The organism is Vibrio sp. Vb1755 (genome assembly GCF_033338635.1).
In the GTDB taxonomy this organism is placed as follows: Bacteria; Pseudomonadota; Gammaproteobacteria; order Enterobacterales; family Vibrionaceae; genus Vibrio; species Vibrio alginolyticus.
The window spans coordinates 219,806-240,544 of record NZ_JAWOTA010000003.1 but is presented as its reverse complement, the minus strand read 5'-3'; the positions used below and the strand labels follow the sequence as shown (position 1 = coordinate 240,544).

Annotated in this window: 20 protein-coding genes and 1 riboswitch; of the genes, 10 read left to right on the top strand and 10 right to left on the bottom strand. The window is 44.1% G+C overall.

The window, feature by feature from the left end:
* Positions 1-20: 20 nt before the first annotated feature.
* Positions 21-326, bottom strand: a complete 306-nt coding sequence (locus R7E00_RS05575; RefSeq protein WP_005374898.1) for a DUF6482 family protein — start codon at positions 324-326, stop codon at positions 21-23.
* A 108-nt stretch (positions 327-434) separates the two neighbouring features.
* On the opposite strand from R7E00_RS05575, the gene R7E00_RS05570 reads away from it, so the two are divergent.
* The 3 genes from R7E00_RS05570 (at position 435) to gbpA (ending at position 4,432) form a co-directional block, all read left to right on the top strand.
* Positions 435-1,916 (top strand): cryptochrome/deoxyribodipyrimidine photo-lyase family protein, encoded by a 1,482-nt coding sequence (locus R7E00_RS05570; protein WP_170893945.1) that lies wholly within the window; start codon positions 435-437, stop codon positions 1,914-1,916.
* Positions 1,917-1,996: 80 nt separating this feature from the next.
* Positions 1,997-2,497 (top strand): fasciclin domain-containing protein, encoded by a 501-nt coding sequence (locus tag R7E00_RS05565; protein WP_005384595.1) that lies wholly within the window; start codon positions 1,997-1,999, stop codon positions 2,495-2,497.
* 272 nt (positions 2,498-2,769) lie between these two features.
* Positions 2,770-2,870, top strand: a riboswitch (cyclic di-GMP riboswitch).
* A 98-nt stretch (positions 2,871-2,968) separates the two neighbouring features.
* A complete protein-coding gene (gene gbpA / locus R7E00_RS05560; RefSeq protein ID WP_205461240.1) occupies positions 2,969-4,432 on the top strand; it encodes an N-acetylglucosamine-binding protein GbpA in 1,464 nt (487 codons plus the stop codon).
* Positions 4,433-4,485: 53 nt separating this feature from the next.
* Here the strand turns inward: gbpA and R7E00_RS05555 are convergent, their stop codons facing one another.
* Both R7E00_RS05555 and R7E00_RS05550 read right to left on the bottom strand, forming a co-directional pair.
* Positions 4,486-5,358 (bottom strand): patatin family protein, encoded by an 873-nt coding sequence (locus R7E00_RS05555; protein WP_053303897.1) that lies wholly within the window; start codon positions 5,356-5,358, stop codon positions 4,486-4,488.
* Between the two features lie 191 nt (positions 5,359-5,549).
* Complete coding sequence (locus R7E00_RS05550; RefSeq protein ID WP_005374889.1) at positions 5,550-6,191, bottom strand: MarC family protein; 642 nt, start codon at positions 6,189-6,191, stop codon at positions 5,550-5,552.
* A 194-nt stretch (positions 6,192-6,385) separates the two neighbouring features.
* On the opposite strand from R7E00_RS05550, the gene nfsA reads away from it, so the two are divergent.
* On the top strand, positions 6,386-7,108 hold the full coding sequence (gene nfsA / locus R7E00_RS05545) for an oxygen-insensitive NADPH nitroreductase (RefSeq protein ID WP_258481591.1): 723 nt from the start codon (positions 6,386-6,388) through the stop codon (positions 7,106-7,108).
* A gap of 69 nt (positions 7,109-7,177) precedes the next feature.
* Here the strand turns inward: nfsA and R7E00_RS05540 are convergent, their stop codons facing one another.
* Positions 7,178-8,074, bottom strand: a complete 897-nt coding sequence (locus R7E00_RS05540; protein WP_158155515.1) for a hypothetical protein — start codon at positions 8,072-8,074, stop codon at positions 7,178-7,180.
* A 455-nt stretch (positions 8,075-8,529) separates the two neighbouring features.
* On the opposite strand from R7E00_RS05540, the gene R7E00_RS05535 reads away from it, so the two are divergent.
* The 3 genes from R7E00_RS05535 (at position 8,530) to R7E00_RS05525 (ending at position 12,438) form a co-directional block, all read left to right on the top strand.
* Complete coding sequence (locus R7E00_RS05535; RefSeq protein WP_017820139.1) at positions 8,530-9,648, top strand: polysaccharide export protein; 1,119 nt, start codon at positions 8,530-8,532, stop codon at positions 9,646-9,648.
* A gap of 129 nt (positions 9,649-9,777) precedes the next feature.
* Complete coding sequence (locus tag R7E00_RS05530) at positions 9,778-10,218, top strand: phosphotyrosine protein phosphatase (protein ID WP_025768627.1); 441 nt, start codon at positions 9,778-9,780, stop codon at positions 10,216-10,218.
* Positions 10,219-10,269: 51 nt separating this feature from the next.
* Positions 10,270-12,438: a polysaccharide biosynthesis tyrosine autokinase gene (locus R7E00_RS05525; RefSeq protein WP_005374875.1), complete on the top strand. Its 2,169-nt coding sequence runs from the start codon at positions 10,270-10,272 to the stop codon at positions 12,436-12,438.
* Positions 12,439-12,503: 65 nt separating this feature from the next.
* Here R7E00_RS05525 and R7E00_RS05520 read toward each other — a convergent pair whose 3' ends face one another.
* Complete coding sequence (locus R7E00_RS05520) at positions 12,504-12,875, bottom strand: hypothetical protein (RefSeq protein ID WP_017634450.1); 372 nt, start codon at positions 12,873-12,875, stop codon at positions 12,504-12,506.
* 7 nt (positions 12,876-12,882) lie between these two features.
* Positions 12,883-13,191: a monooxygenase gene (locus tag R7E00_RS05515; RefSeq protein WP_005374871.1), complete on the bottom strand. Its 309-nt coding sequence runs from the start codon at positions 13,189-13,191 to the stop codon at positions 12,883-12,885.
* A gap of 109 nt (positions 13,192-13,300) precedes the next feature.
* Between R7E00_RS05515 and R7E00_RS05510 the strand changes: the two genes are divergently transcribed.
* The 3 genes from R7E00_RS05510 to R7E00_RS05500 all read left to right on the top strand — a co-directional run bounded on the left by R7E00_RS05510 (position 13,301) and on the right by R7E00_RS05500 (position 17,431).
* Positions 13,301-14,191, top strand: a complete 891-nt coding sequence (locus tag R7E00_RS05510; protein WP_033906667.1) for a LysR family transcriptional regulator — start codon at positions 13,301-13,303, stop codon at positions 14,189-14,191.
* 280 nt (positions 14,192-14,471) lie between these two features.
* A complete protein-coding gene (locus tag R7E00_RS05505) occupies positions 14,472-15,737 on the top strand; it encodes a DUF1835 domain-containing protein (RefSeq protein ID WP_213907545.1) in 1,266 nt (421 codons plus the stop codon).
* A 389-nt stretch (positions 15,738-16,126) separates the two neighbouring features.
* A complete protein-coding gene (locus tag R7E00_RS05500; protein ID WP_017634452.1) occupies positions 16,127-17,431 on the top strand; it encodes a dicarboxylate/amino acid:cation symporter in 1,305 nt (434 codons plus the stop codon).
* Positions 17,432-17,535: 104 nt separating this feature from the next.
* On the opposite strand, the gene R7E00_RS05495 is transcribed toward R7E00_RS05500, so the two are convergent.
* The 4 genes from R7E00_RS05495 to R7E00_RS05480 all read right to left on the bottom strand — a co-directional run bounded on the left by R7E00_RS05495 (position 17,536) and on the right by R7E00_RS05480 (position 20,457).
* Complete coding sequence (locus R7E00_RS05495) at positions 17,536-17,910, bottom strand: YkvA family protein (RefSeq protein ID WP_053303903.1); 375 nt, start codon at positions 17,908-17,910, stop codon at positions 17,536-17,538.
* Between the two features lie 208 nt (positions 17,911-18,118).
* Positions 18,119-19,243: a M20 family metallopeptidase gene (locus R7E00_RS05490; RefSeq protein ID WP_053303904.1), complete on the bottom strand. Its 1,125-nt coding sequence runs from the start codon at positions 19,241-19,243 to the stop codon at positions 18,119-18,121.
* Positions 19,244-19,252: 9 nt separating this feature from the next.
* A complete protein-coding gene (locus R7E00_RS05485) occupies positions 19,253-19,720 on the bottom strand; it encodes a YjiG family protein (RefSeq protein WP_053303905.1) in 468 nt (155 codons plus the stop codon).
* A complete protein-coding gene (locus R7E00_RS05480; protein ID WP_005374846.1) occupies positions 19,720-20,457 on the bottom strand; it encodes a nucleoside recognition domain-containing protein in 738 nt (245 codons plus the stop codon). Before R7E00_RS05480 ends, R7E00_RS05485 begins: the two co-directional genes overlap by 1 nt.
* Between the last annotated feature and the right edge of the window lie 282 nt (positions 20,458-20,739).

The window sequence follows — 20,739 nt, the reverse complement described above, 5'->3', positions numbered from 1 at the left end:
TACTACGCACCAATACTCTTTCAATACAATTTTGTATCCCTCACCAATACCTCTAGTTGATTGTCTCTTTTGCCTTCGGGTAGCCCCACCATTTCATCATAAGCACTTTGATGCACTAGAACCTGCTTATTTGCTTTGATATTCCTGCACTTCTTTTGCATCTCGATCAGGGAATGAGCCCTCAAAAAGATACCGTTGTCATCAGTGATAAATTGCGCTTCTCCATCAATCACGACAGATGCCTGGTACAATGCGAGATCAAGCGAATGAATGACCAATTTGTCTACATAGAAGTATTTTTGTAACTTACTCAATGGTATTGCCATGTGTCACCTCCCTGAAAGTTACCTCTACGTTTTGTAGAATAAAACCGATCATTGGATGAGATTTCTTCGGTTTACTTGCGTACAACATCGGAAACAAAGAGGATTCCGATGCAAACAATCAATGTCGTGTGGTTAAAGCGAGATTTAAGGCTGACTGACCATCAACCACTAACTCAAGCATTATCAACAAAGCACCCAACTGTGCTTTTGTATATTGTTGAACCATTGCTATTGAACAACCCACACTATTCTGAGCGCCACTGGCGATTTGTTTGGCAATCACTGCAAGACATGGATGAAACGCTCAAAGCGTATGGGCATCGAATCACGGTGCTGTTTGACGATGCCTTAGCATGTTTCCAATCAATTCAAGCGCAATATCAAATCAACGCTGTTTTTTCTCACCAAGAAATAGGACTCAACTGCACCTTTGAGCGCGACAAACAAGTTGCCGCTTGGCTGTATGAGCAGAACATCGACTGGTTTGAGTTCGAACACGGTGCTGTTATCAGAGGTGCAAAAAACCGGCAAGGTTGGGACAAACATTGGGACTCTGTCATGAGAGCCTCAATAAGCCCTATTGAGCTCCAAACCGACTTATTGCATTCATTGGATGCAGAAGCTCTCGGCTGTTCGTTTTCGCCACCATCATCCTGGCTATCAAAATGCAAAGGAATGCAAACGGGAGGAAGCCGGCTCGCTTGGAAAACACTAGAGGACTTTTTCCATCGTCGAGGTCGTGATTACTATCGAAGCATTTCTAGTCCCACAGCCTCACGCACAGCCTGTACTCGACTTTCTCCATATCTCGCTTGGGGTAACATATCCTTGCGTGAAGTTTATCAATACCTTTTGAAACACTGGCAAGTCGCTGGGTTTCGTCGCAGCTTAATTGCATTGTCTTCACGGCTTCATTGGCACTGTCACTTCATCCAAAAATTCGAATCGGAATACGACATGGAGTTTTACTGCGTTAATCGGGCTTACGAACCATTGATTAAACAAAGTAGTACTTTCGATGAAGAAAAGTTAGCAGCATGGAAATCCGGGCATACTGGCGTACCTTTGATTGATGCCTGCATGCGCTGTTTGCACCACACTGGTTACATTAACTTTCGCATGCGTGCCATGCTGGTTAGCTTTCTTACTCACCACATGAACATGAATTGGCGAGTAGGTGTAACGCATTTAGCGCAACTGTTTCTCGACTTTGAGCCCGGAATTCATTACCCACAATTCCAAATGCAAGCAGGAGTAACCGGGACTAACACAATCCGTATTTATAATCCGATCAAGCAAGCCCAAGAACATGATCCTGACGGCACGTTCATCTACAAGTGGGTACCTGAATTGCAAATGGTTCCTCCCCCTCTTTTATTCGAGCCTTGGACAATGACCCAGATGGAAGCTGTCATGTATCAGTTGCAGCCAGATAGCCGTTACCTTGCACCTATTATCACACCAGACAACGCAGCTAAGGCAGCAAGAGAGCGCTTATGGACGTGGCGGAAACGAGCCGATGTGAAACAAGAAGGCAGACGAATTCTTGCGCGACATGTTAGACCCTCAAAAGAAAGTAGGACGCGATGATCATCTCTCAATCACAATGCGTACAAATGCAAACACACTCCAGGGAACCCGTTGTACCCTCAACTAGTAAGGAACACATTATGTTCAAACGTATCTTAGTTATCGCGGCGACACTGATGGCGACGTTATCTTTTATGCTTCCCGTCAAGGCTCATGAGCATGGCATGATGAAAGCCGATATTGTCGACGTTGCCGCTGAAAACGGCTCTTTCAATACGCTTGTTGCTGCGGTAAAAGCAGCGGGCTTGGTTGACACTCTCAAAGGGGAAGGCCCATTTACTGTTTTTGCACCAACGGATGACGCTTTTGCAAAACTGCCAGACGGCACAGTCGACATGCTCTTAATGCCGGAAAACAAAGACAAGTTAGTATCTGTTTTGACTTATCACGTCGTCCCAGGGAAAGTGATGGCTGCCGATGTTGTTAAGCTAGACAAAGCGACTACGGTTCAGGGGCAAGATGTGATGATTAAAACCATGGGCGATAAAGTCATGGTTAACGATGCAAATGTCATTGCAACCGATGTGAAAGCTAAAAACGGTGTCATTCACGTGATTGATACTGTCATCATGCCGAAATAACACCATTCAAAGGGCGGTACACTCCGCCCTTTAGACAGAACTTCTTCCACCCTTAGCACGATTCCTCTCCACTTATCCCCAACAAACCCCCACTCATTCACGATGACTATAAAAAAGATAAAAACAAAATTAAAATCAATATCTTGCAAGACAACACTGCACAATATTGACGAGGTTAAGATATCGTTATCTTTCAATTTGAGAACAGGATTCCATGTCAGTGACGTTTACTTTTCCACATGTAAATTCTTAAGCTAAATTTTGGCTGCTCAATCACATTTCGGCAAACCATTCGAAAGGGTGGGACGCAAAGCTTCCGGTCTGTCAGCATTTAAAAATCTAAAAGAATGCTCATGATAGCGGGGTTACCATGACGCAGTGTTACAGAAGTCCAATTTCTGTAGCGTTGCTTTATGCTCAGCATGCGCCGGGGTGTGACACTAGTTTGTCAGCCATAACAGAGGACATGTGATGAAATCATTTCCAACCAAATCCGTACTCGCGTTAGCACTTGCAAGCATTAGCTCAGGTGCTGCGGCTCACGGTTATGTATCAGAAACCAATGGTGGTGTCGCTGCAAGTCGCTCGGCACTATGTAAGTATCCAACGCCAGATACTAACGAAAAAAATAATAACTGCGGTGCGATTCAATATGAACCGCAAAGCGTTGAAGGCCCTGATGGCTTTCCCGAAACAGGGCCTCGCGATGGTAAAATAGCGAGTGCCGAAACCGCTTTAGCAGCTGCCCTTGATGAGCAAACTGCCGACCGTTGGGTAAAACGCACTATTCAAGCAGGTACACAAACTTTTGAATGGACATTTACCGCTAACCACGTGACGCGCGACTGGAAATATTACATCACCAAGCCTGATTGGAACCCAAACGCTTCACTATCACGAGACTCTTTTGATCTAACTCCTTTCTGTGTCGTCGACGGCAATATGGTTCAACCCCCGAAACAGGTAAGCCATCAATGTAATGTGCCTACTCGCGAGGGATACCATGTCATCCTGGCAGTATGGGATGTTGGCGACACTGCAGCCTCATTTTATAACGTGATCGATGTGAAATTTGATGGTGACAGTCCCGTTATTCCAGATTGGAAGCAAGGCGGTCAAATTATTCCTACAATGGATTTAAATATTGGGGATTCGGTTTATACACGCGTATTTGATCAAGCAGGTGAAAACTTGGCGTATAGAACTGAACTAGAAATTACCGATGCAGCAATGGGCCAAGCGAAAAACTGGTCTTACGCACTCGCGACTAAGCTAAACCAAGAACAAGCAAAACTGCAAGCCGGGCAGTATGCAGAGGATAAATTCACTCCTGTTTATGGTACTAATCCGGTGTATCTGCAAGCAAATAGCGGCCTTGAGCGAGTAGAGATCGGCTATAACATTGAAACTCCTGTCCCAGAATACTCACTCACAGTAGATGGCTTAGCAGACGAGTATATCATTGAGTCAACACCGACAACGTTGGATCTGACACTAACTGCTGAAGGCGATTTAAATGCAGAACTCACCGTTTACAATCACCATCGCGAACCACTTGCAAGTTGGGCAAACGAAATGAAAGACGGCTCGGTAGAGGCGATATCGCTCGCTTTAAGTAAATCGGAGCCGGGTCACCATATGCTCGTAACACGTATTAAGGATAAAGATGGCAACTTGGTGGATCAGCAAACACTCGACTTTCACTTAAAAGAAGAGTCAGTTACTCCACCACCATCTGATGAGTACGATTTTGTCTTCCCTGAAGGACTATCTAGCTACACGGCGGGCACAAAAGTGCTTGCCAGCGACGGGGGCATTTATCAATGTAAACCTTTCCCATACTCTGGTTACTGTATGCAGTGGAAAGAAAGCGCAAACCATTACGAGCCTGGAATAGGTTCACACTGGGAGATGGCTTGGGATAAAGTCAACTAAATCACCCTTCGAACGTTAAGTAAAAAGAGCCTCACTATGAGGCTCTTTTATAATCAAACGCAAAAATGACAATTTTCCCGGTCTAAACCATAAACACCAGATAAACTAGTGAGATGCGCTCGCCCCTCAATCAGCCCCATTTCATACCCTTCTAGTAAAACGGATTGTCGCATTGATAAGCGCTGAACATGAAAATTATCTGGTGGGGCAATCACCCTAACATGTGTTCCTGGTGGAGGGTTACGAATAAACTCTAATGATTGATTATAGTTATCTGCACGTCTTAACATCGCATCCGCCATTTTGGGGTGCTCCGCAAACAGTTTCTTCATCAGCCATGTGGTCTTAACTGGTTTTTTGGCATAATTCAGCGGGTGAGAAAGTACTACGGTTATGTCGCGAGCCCCTCGACGATAAGCCTCACGCACTGGGATAGAATCAGCGACCCCACCATCGGTATAACAACCACCAGAAAAACAAGGGGTATGCTTGTAGGCAATCGGTAATGCTGTTGTCGCTTCAATCGCATGGTGAAAATTATCACGTGTCACGCGATAGTAATCTGCTTGCCCTGTATCTACATTTGTTGTCGCTGCGAGAAAAGGAACGCCATTAAACAGTTTATTTTCATCGACGGGATACAAGCGATTAGATTCTTCAAACAACCACTTCACATCGATGAGGTCTCCACCTTTAACGAAGCGAGTCGGGTCAAAAAAGCGTTTGCTTGTGGCCAGCTTAGTAATGACGTTAATACTGCGATGCGGGTAGTCGGTCAAATACCCAATCAAATTTGATGCACCAGCAGATACACCGATTGCAAAATCAAACGGTTTATAACTCTGCTCTAAAAACGCATCTAACACTCCGCTTGCGAAGACGCCTCGCATCGCGCCACCTTCTACTACAATTGCTTTTGTTGCCATATTTCCCCCATTCTCCTTGCCAAAAGAGTAATGAAATTCGTGCAATCACAACAATTGAATATTCTTATTATTGAAATAGGTGAAGTCTATTTATTTCTCTCTTAGAAAATGAAAACTAAAGTTCAAAAAAATCCGTACCCGTTAGAAATGTAATTGCGGGCTTAACCAAGGTGGCAAGGTCTAAGAGAAATCTAGGAGAAAACCGTTTTATAGGCTTCGCCCGCGCCATCAATGAACATTTGAGTACCAATAACCGCTAGAATTAAGCCCATCATTTTAGTCACAACATTTAGAGCACTTGGTCCAACCGCTTTGACCAATTTGTCTCCAAATAAAAACAGTACATAGGTGATCACACAGAGGACAGCGAAAGAAACGATAGTAATAATGGTTTGATCGAAACCACCCGCTGTCGCAAAGTTCATCGCGGTAGCAATCGTTCCAGGCCCAGCTAATATTGGCATCGCCAGTGGAGACACTGCAATACTCAATGCCGCCCGTTGCTGAGCTGGTGAATACGCCTTCTCTTTGGTTTTCTGATGCGTCGAATCACCTTGAAGCATGTTAAAACCTATCAAAAACACCAAAATACCGCCTGTTATTCGCAATGCATAAAGCGTGATACCAAACAAATCAAAAATTAACTTACCGGCAATAGAAAATATCGCGATGATAATAAATGCAATAAAAACCGAGCGGAGCGCAATGGAACGGATGGTTTCTTTATCTTCATCAGCAGTTAAACTCAAAAAGATGGGAATATTGGCGATAGGGTTCATGATGGCAAAGAAGCCCATAAACACCGTAACTGTATGAACAATGAGTTCTTTCATATTTTCCACTGCATTTAAATTATTGATTCTAAAAACAGTATATACGCTCTCAAACAGAACGAGTGGTGTAATCTCGAATCGTCTTCACACTTATGCGCCAAGCATTGTTTTTCTTTTGAGATAGTTTACCGACTCATCAAATGTCGCTAAGGTGAGTCTTCAGCCTTTAACGTAACAGGGGATGTTAAGTCACCATGAACAGCACGATTCAAACAATTCTCAATCACCGCTCAATTCGAAAATTCACCTCACAACCGATTGAGAGCGAACAATTAGATGCCATTCTTCAAGCCGGCCTTGCGGCGTCCTCATCAAGCATGTTGCAAGTCGTTTCAATTATTCGCGTGACCGACAAAGAAAAACGTACGCTATTAGCTCAATATGCCGGAAATCAAGGGTACGTTGAAAGCGCGGCTGAGTTTTTGGTGTTTTGCATTGATTACCAACGCCACGCCAGTATCAACCCAGATGTTCAAGCTGATTTTACCGAGTTAACGCTAATAGGCGCTGTAGACTCGGGCATCATGGCACAAAATTGCTTGCTTGCGGCGGAGTCGATGGGACTAGGAGGTGTGTATATTGGTGGTTTACGAAACAATGCCCAAAAAGTAGACGAATTATTAGGTTTACCTAAAAATACCGCCATTTTATTTGGTATGTGTCTTGGTCATCCAGATCAAGCCCCTGAAGTAAAACCTCGCCTACCTAAGCATGTCGTGGTGCATGAAAATCAGTATCAAGACCTAAGCTTGGATGATATTCAGACGTATGACCAAACTATGCAAAACTACTATGCAAACCGTTCGAGCAATCAAAAACAGAGTACTTGGTCACAAGAAGTCACCAGTAAACTGGCTAGCGAATCACGTCCGCACATCCTGCCTTACTTAAACAGAAAAGGGCTCACTAAAAGGTGATGACTACAATACGATAGGATCAAAAAAGGCCTCTGAAGAGGCCTTTAGAATTTATCAGCAAAAACTTGCTTAGTTACCGCCTGAACCGCCTGATGGTGGAGCAACCGGATCAACTGGCTTACCAGGCTTCGCATCTGGAACTGGTGGAACGGTAGGTTTGATTTGGTCTACAGGCTTACCTGCAGCAATGTCTTTTTCAACCTGCTCAACAACGTTCTTCGTATCTTCTTCAGAGATTTCTACGTAAATCACTTCTTCAGAATCCGCGCCTGCTTTAGGGTAATGCGGGTATTTCGCAATCACTTCTTCTGCCATTGATTTTGCAGCTACAGCCACGGCTTCAGGTGCAGCTGTTGGGTTCGCTTTAATGATATCAGACACGATATTTGCCGTAGCAACTAGCTTCGTAGCAAGTTCACTATTGCCGCCTTCACTTTGAAGGTTAGCAACTACAGACTCTGTATCACGAAGGATTTCGTCAACTGTTTTACCACTTGCATTGATATCGATACCTAAATTGGCAAATACTTTTTCAGCAGTATCTGATGAGTATACCTCTCCGTCATCTAGAGAGTTAGCTACCAACGTTGTAAATGGAGAACCTGTAACTAAAGAGTCAGCTTGGGCAAGACCTTTAGGAATCTTGTAATCAGACGTAATAGGTTTTCCGTTAGATGCATCTACACTCTTATCAGTATGCTTCAATGTGAAAGTACATTCACCTGGTGCACTCACTACGTCGATATGGCTAATGCGAGCTTTACCAACCATGCCTTCATAGTTTGTTGTTAGCTCATCAGCCTGACCTTTTAAGTCTCCACCACAGTCATAAGATACTTCCATGCCGATAACAGCTGGGTCATAAGCCTGTACTGAGTATGTTTTTACCTCAGGATCGCTGTCACTACCACAACCTGCTACTAGTAGAACAGCAGCCACACTTGCCGTTAAAAGTTTGATTTTCAAAATTAGCTCCAATATTTGTTGTTATATCCGACCGCAACACGAAGCATAACGGCAGTTGCATATAGTGTAAATAGGATGCATACAACTTTGGCATGAGTTTTTTCACATTACTGCCTGTTTGCTTGTGCAAAATCATGCATTCATCTCAATAACGTTAAATAGACACAATTTTGTCATGTATTCGTCAGTATTTTTTCAAGTAACTTGTTGCCTTTATTGCAACCAGATGGATAATAGTTGACTATTTTTTGTGGGTCGGATTTTCACACCTTCATTAATGAAACTAAGAGCTCTAAGTCGCTAGCAGCCATTTGGAGTGTTTATTACACAAATAATTCTGAATGGACTCGCTTTCTAAAGGCTTAAAACTGCATTTCATCAATATTGATGAAATGCAGTTCAATTAGAATGAATCAATTTCAGTCGGCAAACTTTCTTTCGGTAGTTATAAACCAATGAACACATTTAATAAATTTTTGGGGATATCAGTACTTCCTATCCTTCTTACAGGGTGTACTTTGCCTGGTAGCCACCTTTCGGTCAGTGACAAAACAGTCATGAGCACTGAATCGAGTGATATAGAGTCTCAGGTTACCGTTTATCCCTTAACTTTGGAGCGCGTAACGTCTTTAAATTCAGTGGACCCTTTTTCAAAACCAAACCCAGAGTTAGATATTGAAATCGCAAAATATGAATACGAAGTAGGACCTGGCGATATCCTAAATATCACTATTTGGGATCACCCAGAGCTAACGATCCCAGCGGGCTCATACCGAAGCTCAGCCGAAGCGGGTAACTGGGTGCATTCGGATGGCACGATCTTCTACCCTTACATAGGTGTCGTACATGTTGAAGGCAAAAACGTACGTCAGATTCGTGCAGACATTGCAAGCCGCCTTGCAAAATACATTGAGAGCCCACAGGTCGATGTAAGCGTTGCGGCATTTCGCTCTAAAAAGACTTATGTAACTGGCGAAGTTAACAAGCCAGGACAACAACCAATTACAAACATCCCCCTTACACTTCTAGATGCTGTGAATAGAGCTGGCGGACTGGCTGCCGAGGCTGATTGGCGTAATGCGACACTGACACGCAATGGCGTTGTTGAAAACGTCTCTTTGTATGCTCTGATGCAACAAGGCGATTTAACTCAAAACCGCCTTCTAAAGCCTGGCGATATTGTTCATATTCCTCGAAACGATGCGCAAAAAGTATTTGTTATGGGCGAGGTTAACGACCCGAAATTACTCAAAATTGATCGTAGCGGCATGAGCCTTACTGAGGCTCTTAGCAGCGTTGGTGGTATCAGTGAAATCTCCGCAGATGCTACCGGTGTGTTTGTCATCAGACGTTCAAAAGAAGAAGCTAAAATGGCGGACATTTATCAGCTAGATGTTTCTGACGCTTCTGCTTTGGTGATTGGTACTGAGTTTGATCTCAACCCTTACGACATAGTCTATGTGACGGCTGCACCTGTTAGTCGTTGGAATCGTGTGATTGCTCAGCTCGTTCCAACCATTTCCGGCTTTAATGAACTAACTGAAGGTGTACTACGAGTACGCACTTGGCCGTAAAACAACGTGCCGCAAGAAAATTATCTCTTGCGGCACGTAATCGATAGCTACTCAGCTCAATTGCGCAATATAAAGAAGCCAGCAATTCAGTTGAGATCATAAGCATACAACTTAAAGTAGGGTAAGCATTTGTTTTCTAATATTCTTGTCGTCTGTGTCGGTAATATTTGCCGCTCTCCAACAGGAGAGCGGCTTTTGCAGTCTTTACTACCAAACAAACATGTCGCATCAGCAGGAATCGCAGTAGATAAGAGCCATCTAACGGGAAAAGCTGCTGACGAGATGGCAACCACTATCGCGAACGAACATGGCGTAAGCTTAGATGGACACGAAGCACGACAATTAACACCTGAGCTTTGCGCTCAATACGATCTGATATTGGTTATGGAAAAAGGTCATTTAGAAGCCTTAACCAAAATCGCTCCTGAGGCACGAGGTAAAACGATGCTGTTTGGACAGTGGATAAATGAAAAAAGCATCCCTGATCCATACAGACAAAGTAGAGAAGCTTTCGAACATGCATATACGCTTATAGAAAAAGCAGCAAAAGCGTGGTCTCAAAAACTATAAGCCGCAAGGCTAAATAAACGCCAATGGCAAGGTATTTAAGAAGTTAAAGTAATGACAACACAAACTATTAAGCAATCACGTCAAGCCGACGATGAGATCGATTTGGGAAAGTTATTTGGGATCATTCTCGATGCCAAATGGCTCATTCTATGTACCGTAGTCCTATTTTCAATTATAGGCGTCGGCGTTGCCATTCTATCAACACCTATCTATAAAGCTGACGCTCTTATCCAAATCGAAAGTAAGAGTTCAGGTGGTATTTCAGCGATGGTTGGTGATATGGGAGAGCTGTTTTCAGCAGAATCATCAGCGACAACAGAAATAGAGATCATCAAATCTCGTATGATCTTGGGCGGTACTGTTGATAAGTTCAACTTAACGACTGTCGTTTCTCCAAACTACATGCCAATTATTGGTAAAGGCCTAGCTCGACTACAAGGTGAGCAAATCAGTCTGAGCGTTTCACGATTTAATGCTCCTTCTTACGCAGTTGGCGTTCCTTTAACTCTTGAAGTTATTGATTCTGAAAAACAGACGTTCAGGCTCTTAGAAGATGACAATAACGTCATTCTAGAAGGTAAAGTTGGTGAACTGCTTGAGAAGAATGGATACCAGTTTTTGGCGACTGAACTTGTGGCTCAAACTGGTGACTCATTCACGGTCAGCAAAATCAGTAAATTAGATGCAATTAATAAACTTCAAGAAAACTTATCGATTAGCGAACGTGGTAAGCAAACCGGGATTATATCTTTAAGCTTCTCTGGTGAAGACCGCGCTAAGATTCAAGATATCTTGAACGACATTAGCCAAAACTACTTCTTACAAAACGTTCAAAGAAATTCTGCAGAGGCAGAGCAAAGCCTCGAGTTCTTGAAAGGTCACCTCCCAGACATCAAAACAAAACTGACCGCTTCTGAAGACGTTTTAAATCGGTTCCGTCAAGAAAATGAATCTATCGATTTAGGCCTTGAAGCTCAGTCAACGCTGAAAGTAATGGTTGAGTTAGAAGCACAGCTAAATGAGCTTACATTCAAAGAAAGTGAGATCAGCCAACGCTTCACACAGGATCACCCAGCTTATAAGTCGCTACTTGATAAACGTGAAACACTACTAAAAGAGAAAGAACGTCTTAATAAACAAGTTCAAAAGTTACCGAAAACACAGCGTGAAGTTCTACGTATGACACGCGATGTAGAAGTAAACCAACAAATCTACATCCAACTATTGAACAAGGTTCAAGAGCTCAACATTATTAAAGCCGGAACAGTTGGCAACGTTCGAATCTTAGATAACGCTCAATCTTTCTCTAAGCCAATCAAGCCGAAAAAAGCGCTTATCGTTGTGCTAGCAACACTGCTTGGCGGTATGGCAGGCGTGGCTTTCGTATTAATTCGTGCAGCATTCCACCGTGGTGTGGAAACACCAGATCAAATTGAACAGATTGGCATGCCAGTTTACGCAAGCGTTCCAAAATCTATTCAACAACTGGAATTTGCAAACAAGCTTAAGCGCAACAAAGGCAGCAACAATGAGCTAGTCCTTCTAGCGGAAGCTAACCCAGCCGATCTTTCCATTGAGGCTCTACGTAGTCTTCGCACTAGCTTGCACTTTGCAATGATGGAAGCGAAGAATAACGTTCTTATGATTTCAGGTCCTGCACCATCTATCGGCAAAACATTTGTATCGACCAACTTTGCGGCCGTCGCTGCGAAAACCGGTCAGAAAGTGCTGCTTATTGATGCGGATATGCGTAAAGGTTATTTGCAGCAATGCTTCGGTCTACGCTGGGACAACGGTCTTTCTGATTACTTGAGCGGTAAGACATCCCTTAGCAACATCATTAAATCTACATCCATTGATAATTTAGATGTTGTGACTCGCGGCCAAGTACCACCAAATCCGTCAGAACTTCTTATGCACCCTCGCTTCAAGAGCTTTGTTGACGAGATGTCTGCACAATACGATCTAGTCATCATCGATACGCCGCCTGTACTCGCAGTTACCGACCCAAGCATTGTTGGCGCGCTTGCAGGAACAACTCTGATGGTCGCTCGTTTTGATCAAACGACTTTGAAGGAGATTGAAGTCGCGCAAGGTCGCTTCGAGCAATCAGGCGTTGAAGTTAAAGGTGTGATTCTCAATGCAGTTGAGAAAAAAGCATCTAACTCATACGGCTATGGATACGGCTACTATAACTACGCGTACAAAAGCGAATCATAACTTGAATTTAGATCGCTAATTAAACCAAATATGACAAAGCCCTGCTAGAAACAGCAGGGCTTTTTCTATTGCACTCTTAGTTGCTTGTACGTAATCAAACTAAGCAAGACAAAGAATATTGGGTCACTCCAACCAAAACCGACAAATACTCCGATAATGCCGGCATAGGTAGTAATCACTGCCCCTAAGCCATTAGTAATCAATAATGCTTTAAACAGCTGTTTCGCAGTATGCCCTGATTCCACATTACGTAACATCAAACTCACCGCTGCGATTCCACCTAAAAAGATCGAAGTATGCTGCGATAAAAACAGCGCGTACTGGTCGTTAATTTGTACTCCATACATCGGCCACATTATGGTTGGTACAAAAAACAACGCAAAAGCGAATACCGTATATACGACACCATGAACGGTTAGAAAAGTGCGGTTGGTCATCATCTCCTTATCCTCTAATAGGCCCTTGATTGAGCGTCGTTAACGGCACATTGATATCGAAAATTTGACCTCGTACTTCGACTACGCCCATTTTTCGTAAGCGTGCGGCATGCATTTCGAGATAAGCTTGCGCCGTGGCTTCATCTTCAAAAAGATAGATACCACCACCGAGTTTGTCTTTTTCGCTTTCCGTCCAGATTTTCCAAATCATGCCCGGCTCTTGGTTAATCGACTTAGCTAAGTCGACCAGAGCATTCGACATCTCGTCACCAAACGGACCATGAAATTCAAAATCAACTTGCAATAATTTCGCCATCTTGAGTCTCCTCTTCTTATTGACTCGTTTTCGATGACAAGATTATTACCTTTATAAAACTGACAGAAAAGTTCATAATTTCGCCATTAACTGTCTAAAAAATTGACTCATGAGACTAAAAACGACCTTAGAACAATGGCAAACGCTACAAGCGATTAATCAAGAAGGCAGCATTCAATCCGCAGCTTTACTGCTCAACAAGAGCCATACTACATTGATCTACTCGGTGAGGAAGTTAGAAGACCAACTTGGTATTCAACTTATCGAAGTACGAGGGCGCAAAGCGGGTTTGACAGAGCACGGCAAAACCATACTGCGTCGTGCACAATCCATGCTTGAACAAGCGCGGGAACTAGAAGTCATCAGCGAGCAGTTAAAAAGTGGGGTGGAATCTCAAATCACGGTCGCAGTAGATCATCTTTGTGACCCTTGTTGGCTTTATGCACCACTCAGTCAATTTTTGGAGGACAACAACACGACCTCCGTTCAAGTGGTTGAAACGTCACTGAGCAAAACAACCGAAATGGTCGTAAATGAGCTCGCTGACATCGCAATCATCAACTTACCGATAACCAACTACCCTGCCGAAGCATTTGGCGTAACAACCATGCTGCCTGTAATCGCAGCACACCATCCACTCGCTAAAAAGCCGCATGTTTCCATCGACGATTTTGCAACCACCAGCCAAATTGTCATCCGTGACTTAGGTGATTCAGACAAAACGAAAAGAGATGTGGGTTGGTTACGCGCACGTCAGCGTATTACCGTCGATAACTTCGACCACGCTTTTCACGCCGTAGAGCAAGGCGTTGGGTTTTGTCGGCTACCAGCGCACTTAGTCTCAGCCCGAAAGAGCGATAAAATTAAAGTATTGGAGCTCGAACACTCCCATCAATATCAAGTTGCGCTGCACCTCACTTTGCCCAAAGGAGCCAAAAGTGGTCCTGCGACTCAAGCGCTTTATCGTATTTTACTCAAAAGTGTAGAAACTCGAGTCTAGCAACAGTGGTATTGAGTTGAATCGCTAGTGTTATCGCCTATTGATTCTCCCTAAACATAGAGAAACGGCCATTTTGTGACGCTACACTCTCACAAAAGGTTGCACGAAGGATAGCGACCACCTACTATCACTCTGCTCATGCCTAAAGCACCCAACACTCGCGGAAAGAACTCGGTTCACGGCAATATCCTCACCTGCTTGGTTTAGCAGGCACAATCTGTTTTTACCTTCTTTTTAGCTTCTATTTAGGCGAGTGTGGAAGAAATAAGAAAGGTGAAATATGAACTCTACAAATAGCTTCTCGATCAATATCAATCAGCAAAAATCCATTGCTAAAAAAAGGCTCAAAGCTATCCGCCTATACGATGACGCCACGTTGGAGTTAGTTAAGCGATTTCACTCCAAACCAGAATCTTTGGCTCCCAATACAATTCAATTGGCTGACGTTCAACATGCACTCGCAAGAGAACTGGGCTTATCCAGTTGGAGTAAACTAAAAGCTCATGTCGAAGAGCTAGAAGCGCACAAACTAGCCATCAAAGAACAAAAACCGCCCCTAGATGCAAAAGTAAAAACGCTACACGTTCGTTGTGGCCACGACATTCAACAACAACTTAAAGCCAGCGGATTTGAAGGGACATTTTTAGCCCTGATCGATCCGCTTTGTATTGGCCCCATACCAGCAACACCACAGAACTTCCTTGCCATTCGTGCCCAATATGTCGTAGAGACTCTGCTGCCTGTGATGAAACGTGAAGACTCGGTTCAAGATATAGTCACATTGGAACAATCAAACCTCGATCTGTTGCAAAGTGATGTATTTGAACGAATCGTCTTTTGGGTCGAACATGACAGTTATGATCAATTGATGCTAATTCGTGCTCTAACACAGTTAGAGAATGTAGAGAATAAAGTGATAGAGATCATTGAGTTGAACCAGTTCCCGGGCACTGAACGATTCATCGGCTTTGGGCAGTTGCCTGAAGAAGCTATTCGTTCTTGTTGGCGATACCGTAAACCTGTGACAGCAAAATTATTCAGTCAGGCTAAACGGTGTTGGCACGCTATTACATCACCGACACCTATTTCCATAGTTAATTTGATTCAGCAGCATAACCTGGATTGCTTGCCCAATATATTCAACGTGCTTAAACGCCATTTGCAAGAGTTACCTAATTCACAAACTGGATTGAGCTTGACACAACACCTCGCACTAAAGGTCTTGAGCTCACAAAATCGTTCAATTCCCATCAAAGATTGGTTTGAGCAATATCAACAACTAGAACCTCTTCCTTACCTAGGAGACGTGATGTTTTACGCGTTACTCCTCCCTCTAGCACAGTGTCAAACACCGTTGATCACGATTGAATCACGTGAAAGGCACTGGTGGGAACAAAGCGTCCGTATCACTGAGGCTGGCAAGCAGTGTTTGGAAGGCTTAATACGAGCGAAACAATGCTATTGGGTTGGAGGGATTAAGAATACCCGTCAAAGTTATTGGAGCTGGGATCACCTCCAACTAACTACACTTGCCAACCATCATTGAGTTGACAAATATGAAAGCATAAAGGGTTCGTTGGCTCTGATGAACACTCAATACTAAAGTATCCCTAAAGAAGCGACCGCTAGCCTGAATATAACTTAAATAGTTATGCAGAAATGCATCCACTCAAAGAGAGTATGCACTCTATCTCTTATTAGAATTTATTGTAAATCCTCTTTGTTATCGGTTGTATATTCGATAAAAGTGTTAAAATACAAACTTTTTATCCAGGCAATTCGTTAATATTTGGTTAAAGTCCCATTTTTATTAGTGATAAAGTTCACATCTATTAACCATTTAGAGGATTATTCTTTCGTATTTTCTCACTCCGCTGCTAATCTGCTCGCCGCTTTGAAGTGAACTCAAGGTGCATAACTATAAGGAGTGTTCTCATGAATACCAAGAAACCGATGTCGCTTACCAGCCGCGTAATTTTAGGTATGGTTGCGGGTATCTTGACAGGATTTGCAATTCGCACACTTTTTGCCGACAACGGATTTGTCGACGCATACATTGTTAATGGATTATTCGAAGTTGGTGGACAGATCTTCGTTGCCAGCTTAAAAATGCTTGTTGTACCGCTAGTATTTGTTTCGTTAGTTTGTGGTACTAGCTCTCTCAAAGACCTTTCTACACTGGGTCGCATGGGTGGTAAAACCCTCGCTTTCTACGTTACAACAACGGCTATCGCGATTACGCTTGCTCTAACTATGGGTACTCTGTTCCAGCCAGGTGCTGGCGCTGACCTAACCGCAGCAAGTTCATTCAAATCAGCAGAAGCACCATCTTTGGGTCAGGTGATCATCGATATGTTCCCAACCAACCCTATCAGTGCGATGGCTGAAGGTAAAACCCTGCAAGTTATTGTGTTCGCGGTACTATTTGGTATCGCGATCAGCGCAGCAGGCAAACCTGGTGAACGTATTGCAGCGTTCTTCGCTGATCTGAATGAAGTGATCATGAAACTGGTCGCGATTTTGATGAACTTGGCGCCTTATGGTGTGTTCTTCTTAATGGCGAAGCTATTTACTGGTCTTGGTCTGGGCGCAATCGTCAATCTGGCAGAGTACTTCTTAGTACTGGCGGGGACGCTTGTCCTGCACGGCCTAGTCACTTACAGCTTAATGTTAAAAGGTTTCACTGGTCTAAATCCAATTACGTTCCTGCGTAAGATGGAAGACGCGATCATGTTTGCTTTCTCGACCGCATCATCAAACGCGACGATTCCAGTGACAATGGAAACAGCAAAGCACCGCATGGGTGTTGAGAACCGTGTATCATCGTTCACAGTACCGCTTGGTGCAACCGTGAACATGGACGGTACGGCGATCATGCAGGGCGTAGCAACTGCGTTTATTGCTCAAGCTTTCAATATTGATTTAACTATGGGCGATTACCTAATGGTTATCATGACGGCAACTCTGGCGTCTATCGGTACCGCAGGTGTTCCTGGTGTGGGTCTTGTCATGCTTGCTATGGTATTGAACCAAGTTGGTCTGCCGCTTGAAGGTATCGCGCTCATCATGGGTGTTGACCGTCTTCTTGATATGATTCGTACCGCGGTAAATATCACTGGTGACAGTGCTGTAACCGTCATCGTTGCAAAATCAGAGGGTGCATTGGATGAAGCTCGCTTCAACGACCCAATGGCAGGCGTAGCCGAAGAAGAAGTGCATCTTAAACGCGCTGACGCCTAAATCGTTCTACGATTACCATTCTGAAATTATATAGTCCTGTCTAAAAGAAAGCCCCGATGGAAACATCGGGGCTTTTGTTTTCTCCGCGTCTAGAAATACTCTTTCTAATCCGCCATCGAATTCAGCTTTTCTCTCGCTTGTTCTTCATGCTCGTCGGTGATGGCATTACCGACTGAGTTCGCGGCTAAGGTAAGTGCTGCCATGTCATCGGTAAAACCGACGCCAGCGAGTACGTCTGGCACCATATCTGTTGGTAGGACAAAGTATGCCAGCGCACCACCTAAAATCGCCTTATGGCGAACAGAGGTGTTAGAATCTGTCATCGCGAGCCATGATTTAATGCCCATTACGGCAATTTCTTCACCCGCTTTCTTAACCGACCCTTTCATTTTTCGCCAGAATGTTTTCTCATCTGGCGCTTGCATCGTTTGATCTTTGGCGTCTTTCGGCGCCGATTTTACAGACATTGTTGTGGTCATCGTTGCCTCCGAAATTTATGACTATGTCCAACATATTAATTAATCGAACCTGAACGCAAGATTAATAACAAGAAATGATAGTAAAGTGAAACACAGATAGAAAAATCCCCAAACCGAAGTCCGGGGATTATTGCATTGGAAAAAAGTCTTGCAAACCAAAAGGTTGAAGCCAAAAGCTTTGGGAACCAAGCTTTAAAAGCAGAATGCCCTATTGAGCAATCTTCTCCAATACACGCATCAGCATTTTGATACGTGGTTCGATAGACTCAAGCAACAAGTACTCTTGATCGCTGTGGAAGCCCGCACCGATAGGTCCTAGACCATCCAAAGTTGGAACGCCTAGAATCGCCGTGTTGTTTGCATCAGAGCCGCCACCCACTTCTTTCCAGTTGATGTCGATAGCCAGTTCACTTGCGGCTTCTTCAACTAATGCCATCAGGCTTTCCGTTTGCGCACTTGGCACCATAGAAGGTTTGTAAGCTTCACGAACCAACTCGATACTCACACCATCAACGAATGGTGTTTCCAGCATGCCGTTTAGCTTGCTGTCGACATCATCGTATTCTTCGTTGCTCCAGAAACGCACATCCACGATCGCTTCCGCGTGCTCCGGGACGATGTTCGCACCGTTGCCGCCAGAAACAATGCCGACGTTCAGCGTAGTACCAGATTCAAAGTTGGTCATTGCATTGACAGCCAGAATCCAATTCGCCATCTCAGTGATTGCGCTGCGGCCGTTTTCTGGCTCGTTACCTGCGTGAGCAGCAACGCCATTAAAGGTCATTTTGTAGCGAGCCATGCCTTTGCGCGCTTTCACTAAACCACCGTCTGCACGTGCGGCTTCCGCAACCAGCACATTCTTAGCGTTTTTCGCAACTGATTGAATCCAATCCACAGAGTCCAGAGAGCCCGTCTCTTCATCTGGGTTCATGCAGATAGCGATAGACAACTTATCCAACACCGCTTGGTCCAGATTGCGCATCGCGTATACGATGTTCAGCAAGCCAGATTTCATGTCCGAGACGCCCGGACCGTAGGCTTTCTCTGCATCTTGAGACATTGGACGAAGCTCAGCAGTACCCACAGGGAACACGGTATCCATGTGACCAATCAGCATTACGTCGATTTGCTCAGCTTCCGGCTTGTTTCGAACTTCAAGACCGATGCCCGCTCTGCCACAGTCGATGCGTTTTACGCTCCAACCTGACATCGCTTGGTACTTCTCTTCAAATTGAGAAGCGATAAACTCGATACCATCAGTCGTGTAAGTGCCACAATCCACATTAATCAGCGGACGTAGCTCTTCTAGATATTCATTTAGAGAGAATTGCATGACTCACTCCTAGACAAACAGATTCATCACTAGCATTGCGCCAAATGCGTTCAATACGGAAATCGCAATCATAATTGGGATATAACGACCTTCAGTACCGATAGGTCCCATAATTCGACCCATGTACTGAACCTGAGAGCCCATTAGGTAAATTGCAGGCGCAAGAATCGCAATGTGCGTGCCGTTCAGGATACCTTGGTCAAACAGTGTAATCACTACGCCAACCGCGCCGCCCATCGACATCCAAGCCCCGATCAATACCGCTGCTGCTTCACCCGGAAGACCAAACACTGCCATGATTGGAGAAAACACAGTGCCCATCAGATCCAGCGCACCAGTGATTTGCAGCGCTTTGATGATAACGAACGCCATTAATACGTTAGGAACCGTAGAGGTAGTCGCAATTACCCAACCTTTCTTAGCACCTTCAACGAAAATATCCGTCACCATTGGTTTTTTCGCTTTAACGTCACCCATTATGCCGTCTCCTCTTTTAGGTTCTCTGATTTGTTTTGGTCTTGCTTGTCTTCTTTACCTTCCGTCATGTTTAGGTAGATACGGAACAGGTTCGCACCAATGATCTTAAACGCGAACATCACCACAACCGCCAAACCAATAGAAGAAGTTACTGCTAGAGAGCCGTCAGCCATCGTCAACGTGAACAATACCGCACCCGATGAGAAGAAGTTCACGATGGTTGCACCCGCAGTGAACTGGAACATGGTAAATACGTCCGTTTCACGCTTAGTTAGGTGACCTTCATCTTTTAGTTGACGCGTCATAGCCGCACCTGCATCGGTACTTTGTAGAGAAGCAATTAAAGCCAGACCAGAGTTACCAGGGATACCCATTAGAGGACGTAGAAGAGGAGTAAGAAGCTTACGAGCGGCTTCAAGTGCACCGTAGTGCTCAAGTACGTTGATCATACCTAAGGCGAACATAACAGTTGGAATCAAAGTAAGTGCGAAAATGAAACCGTCACGAGCACCGCTACCACCAGTACCGCGAAGCGACGTTGTTGCAACTTGCACACCGTCAGCCGTTTCGGTGACACCATACGCCACCTTGCCGAAAGAGCCATTGAGCGTTGTAAAGTCGAATACACCGTACCATTCGCTAGATTGCATCAGGCCAGAAAAGAACACAACCGCAAACGCCAGAGCAACGTAGCACCCCAGTGTAACTTTACGCTCAGTTTGAACAGGAATTTTCATAACATTACCTACACATGTGGAACTTAACACATATGTTCACCTGAATAATGTGCTAGAGAGATGATCAAAATCAATCCGCCTGCCGAACATTATCGCGACTCAGTTATGAAGTTTTGTTTTATGATTTCAATCACAATTGAAAGATAATAAAAATTTGTGCTAACAATTAGGTATATTAATCTATGTCGATAGCTCACGACTTCTTCATCAACTCAAAAAATGATTCTGACGAATATTGCTTTCTACAACATTCATGACGTACTTCATACTTTGGCATTGAGG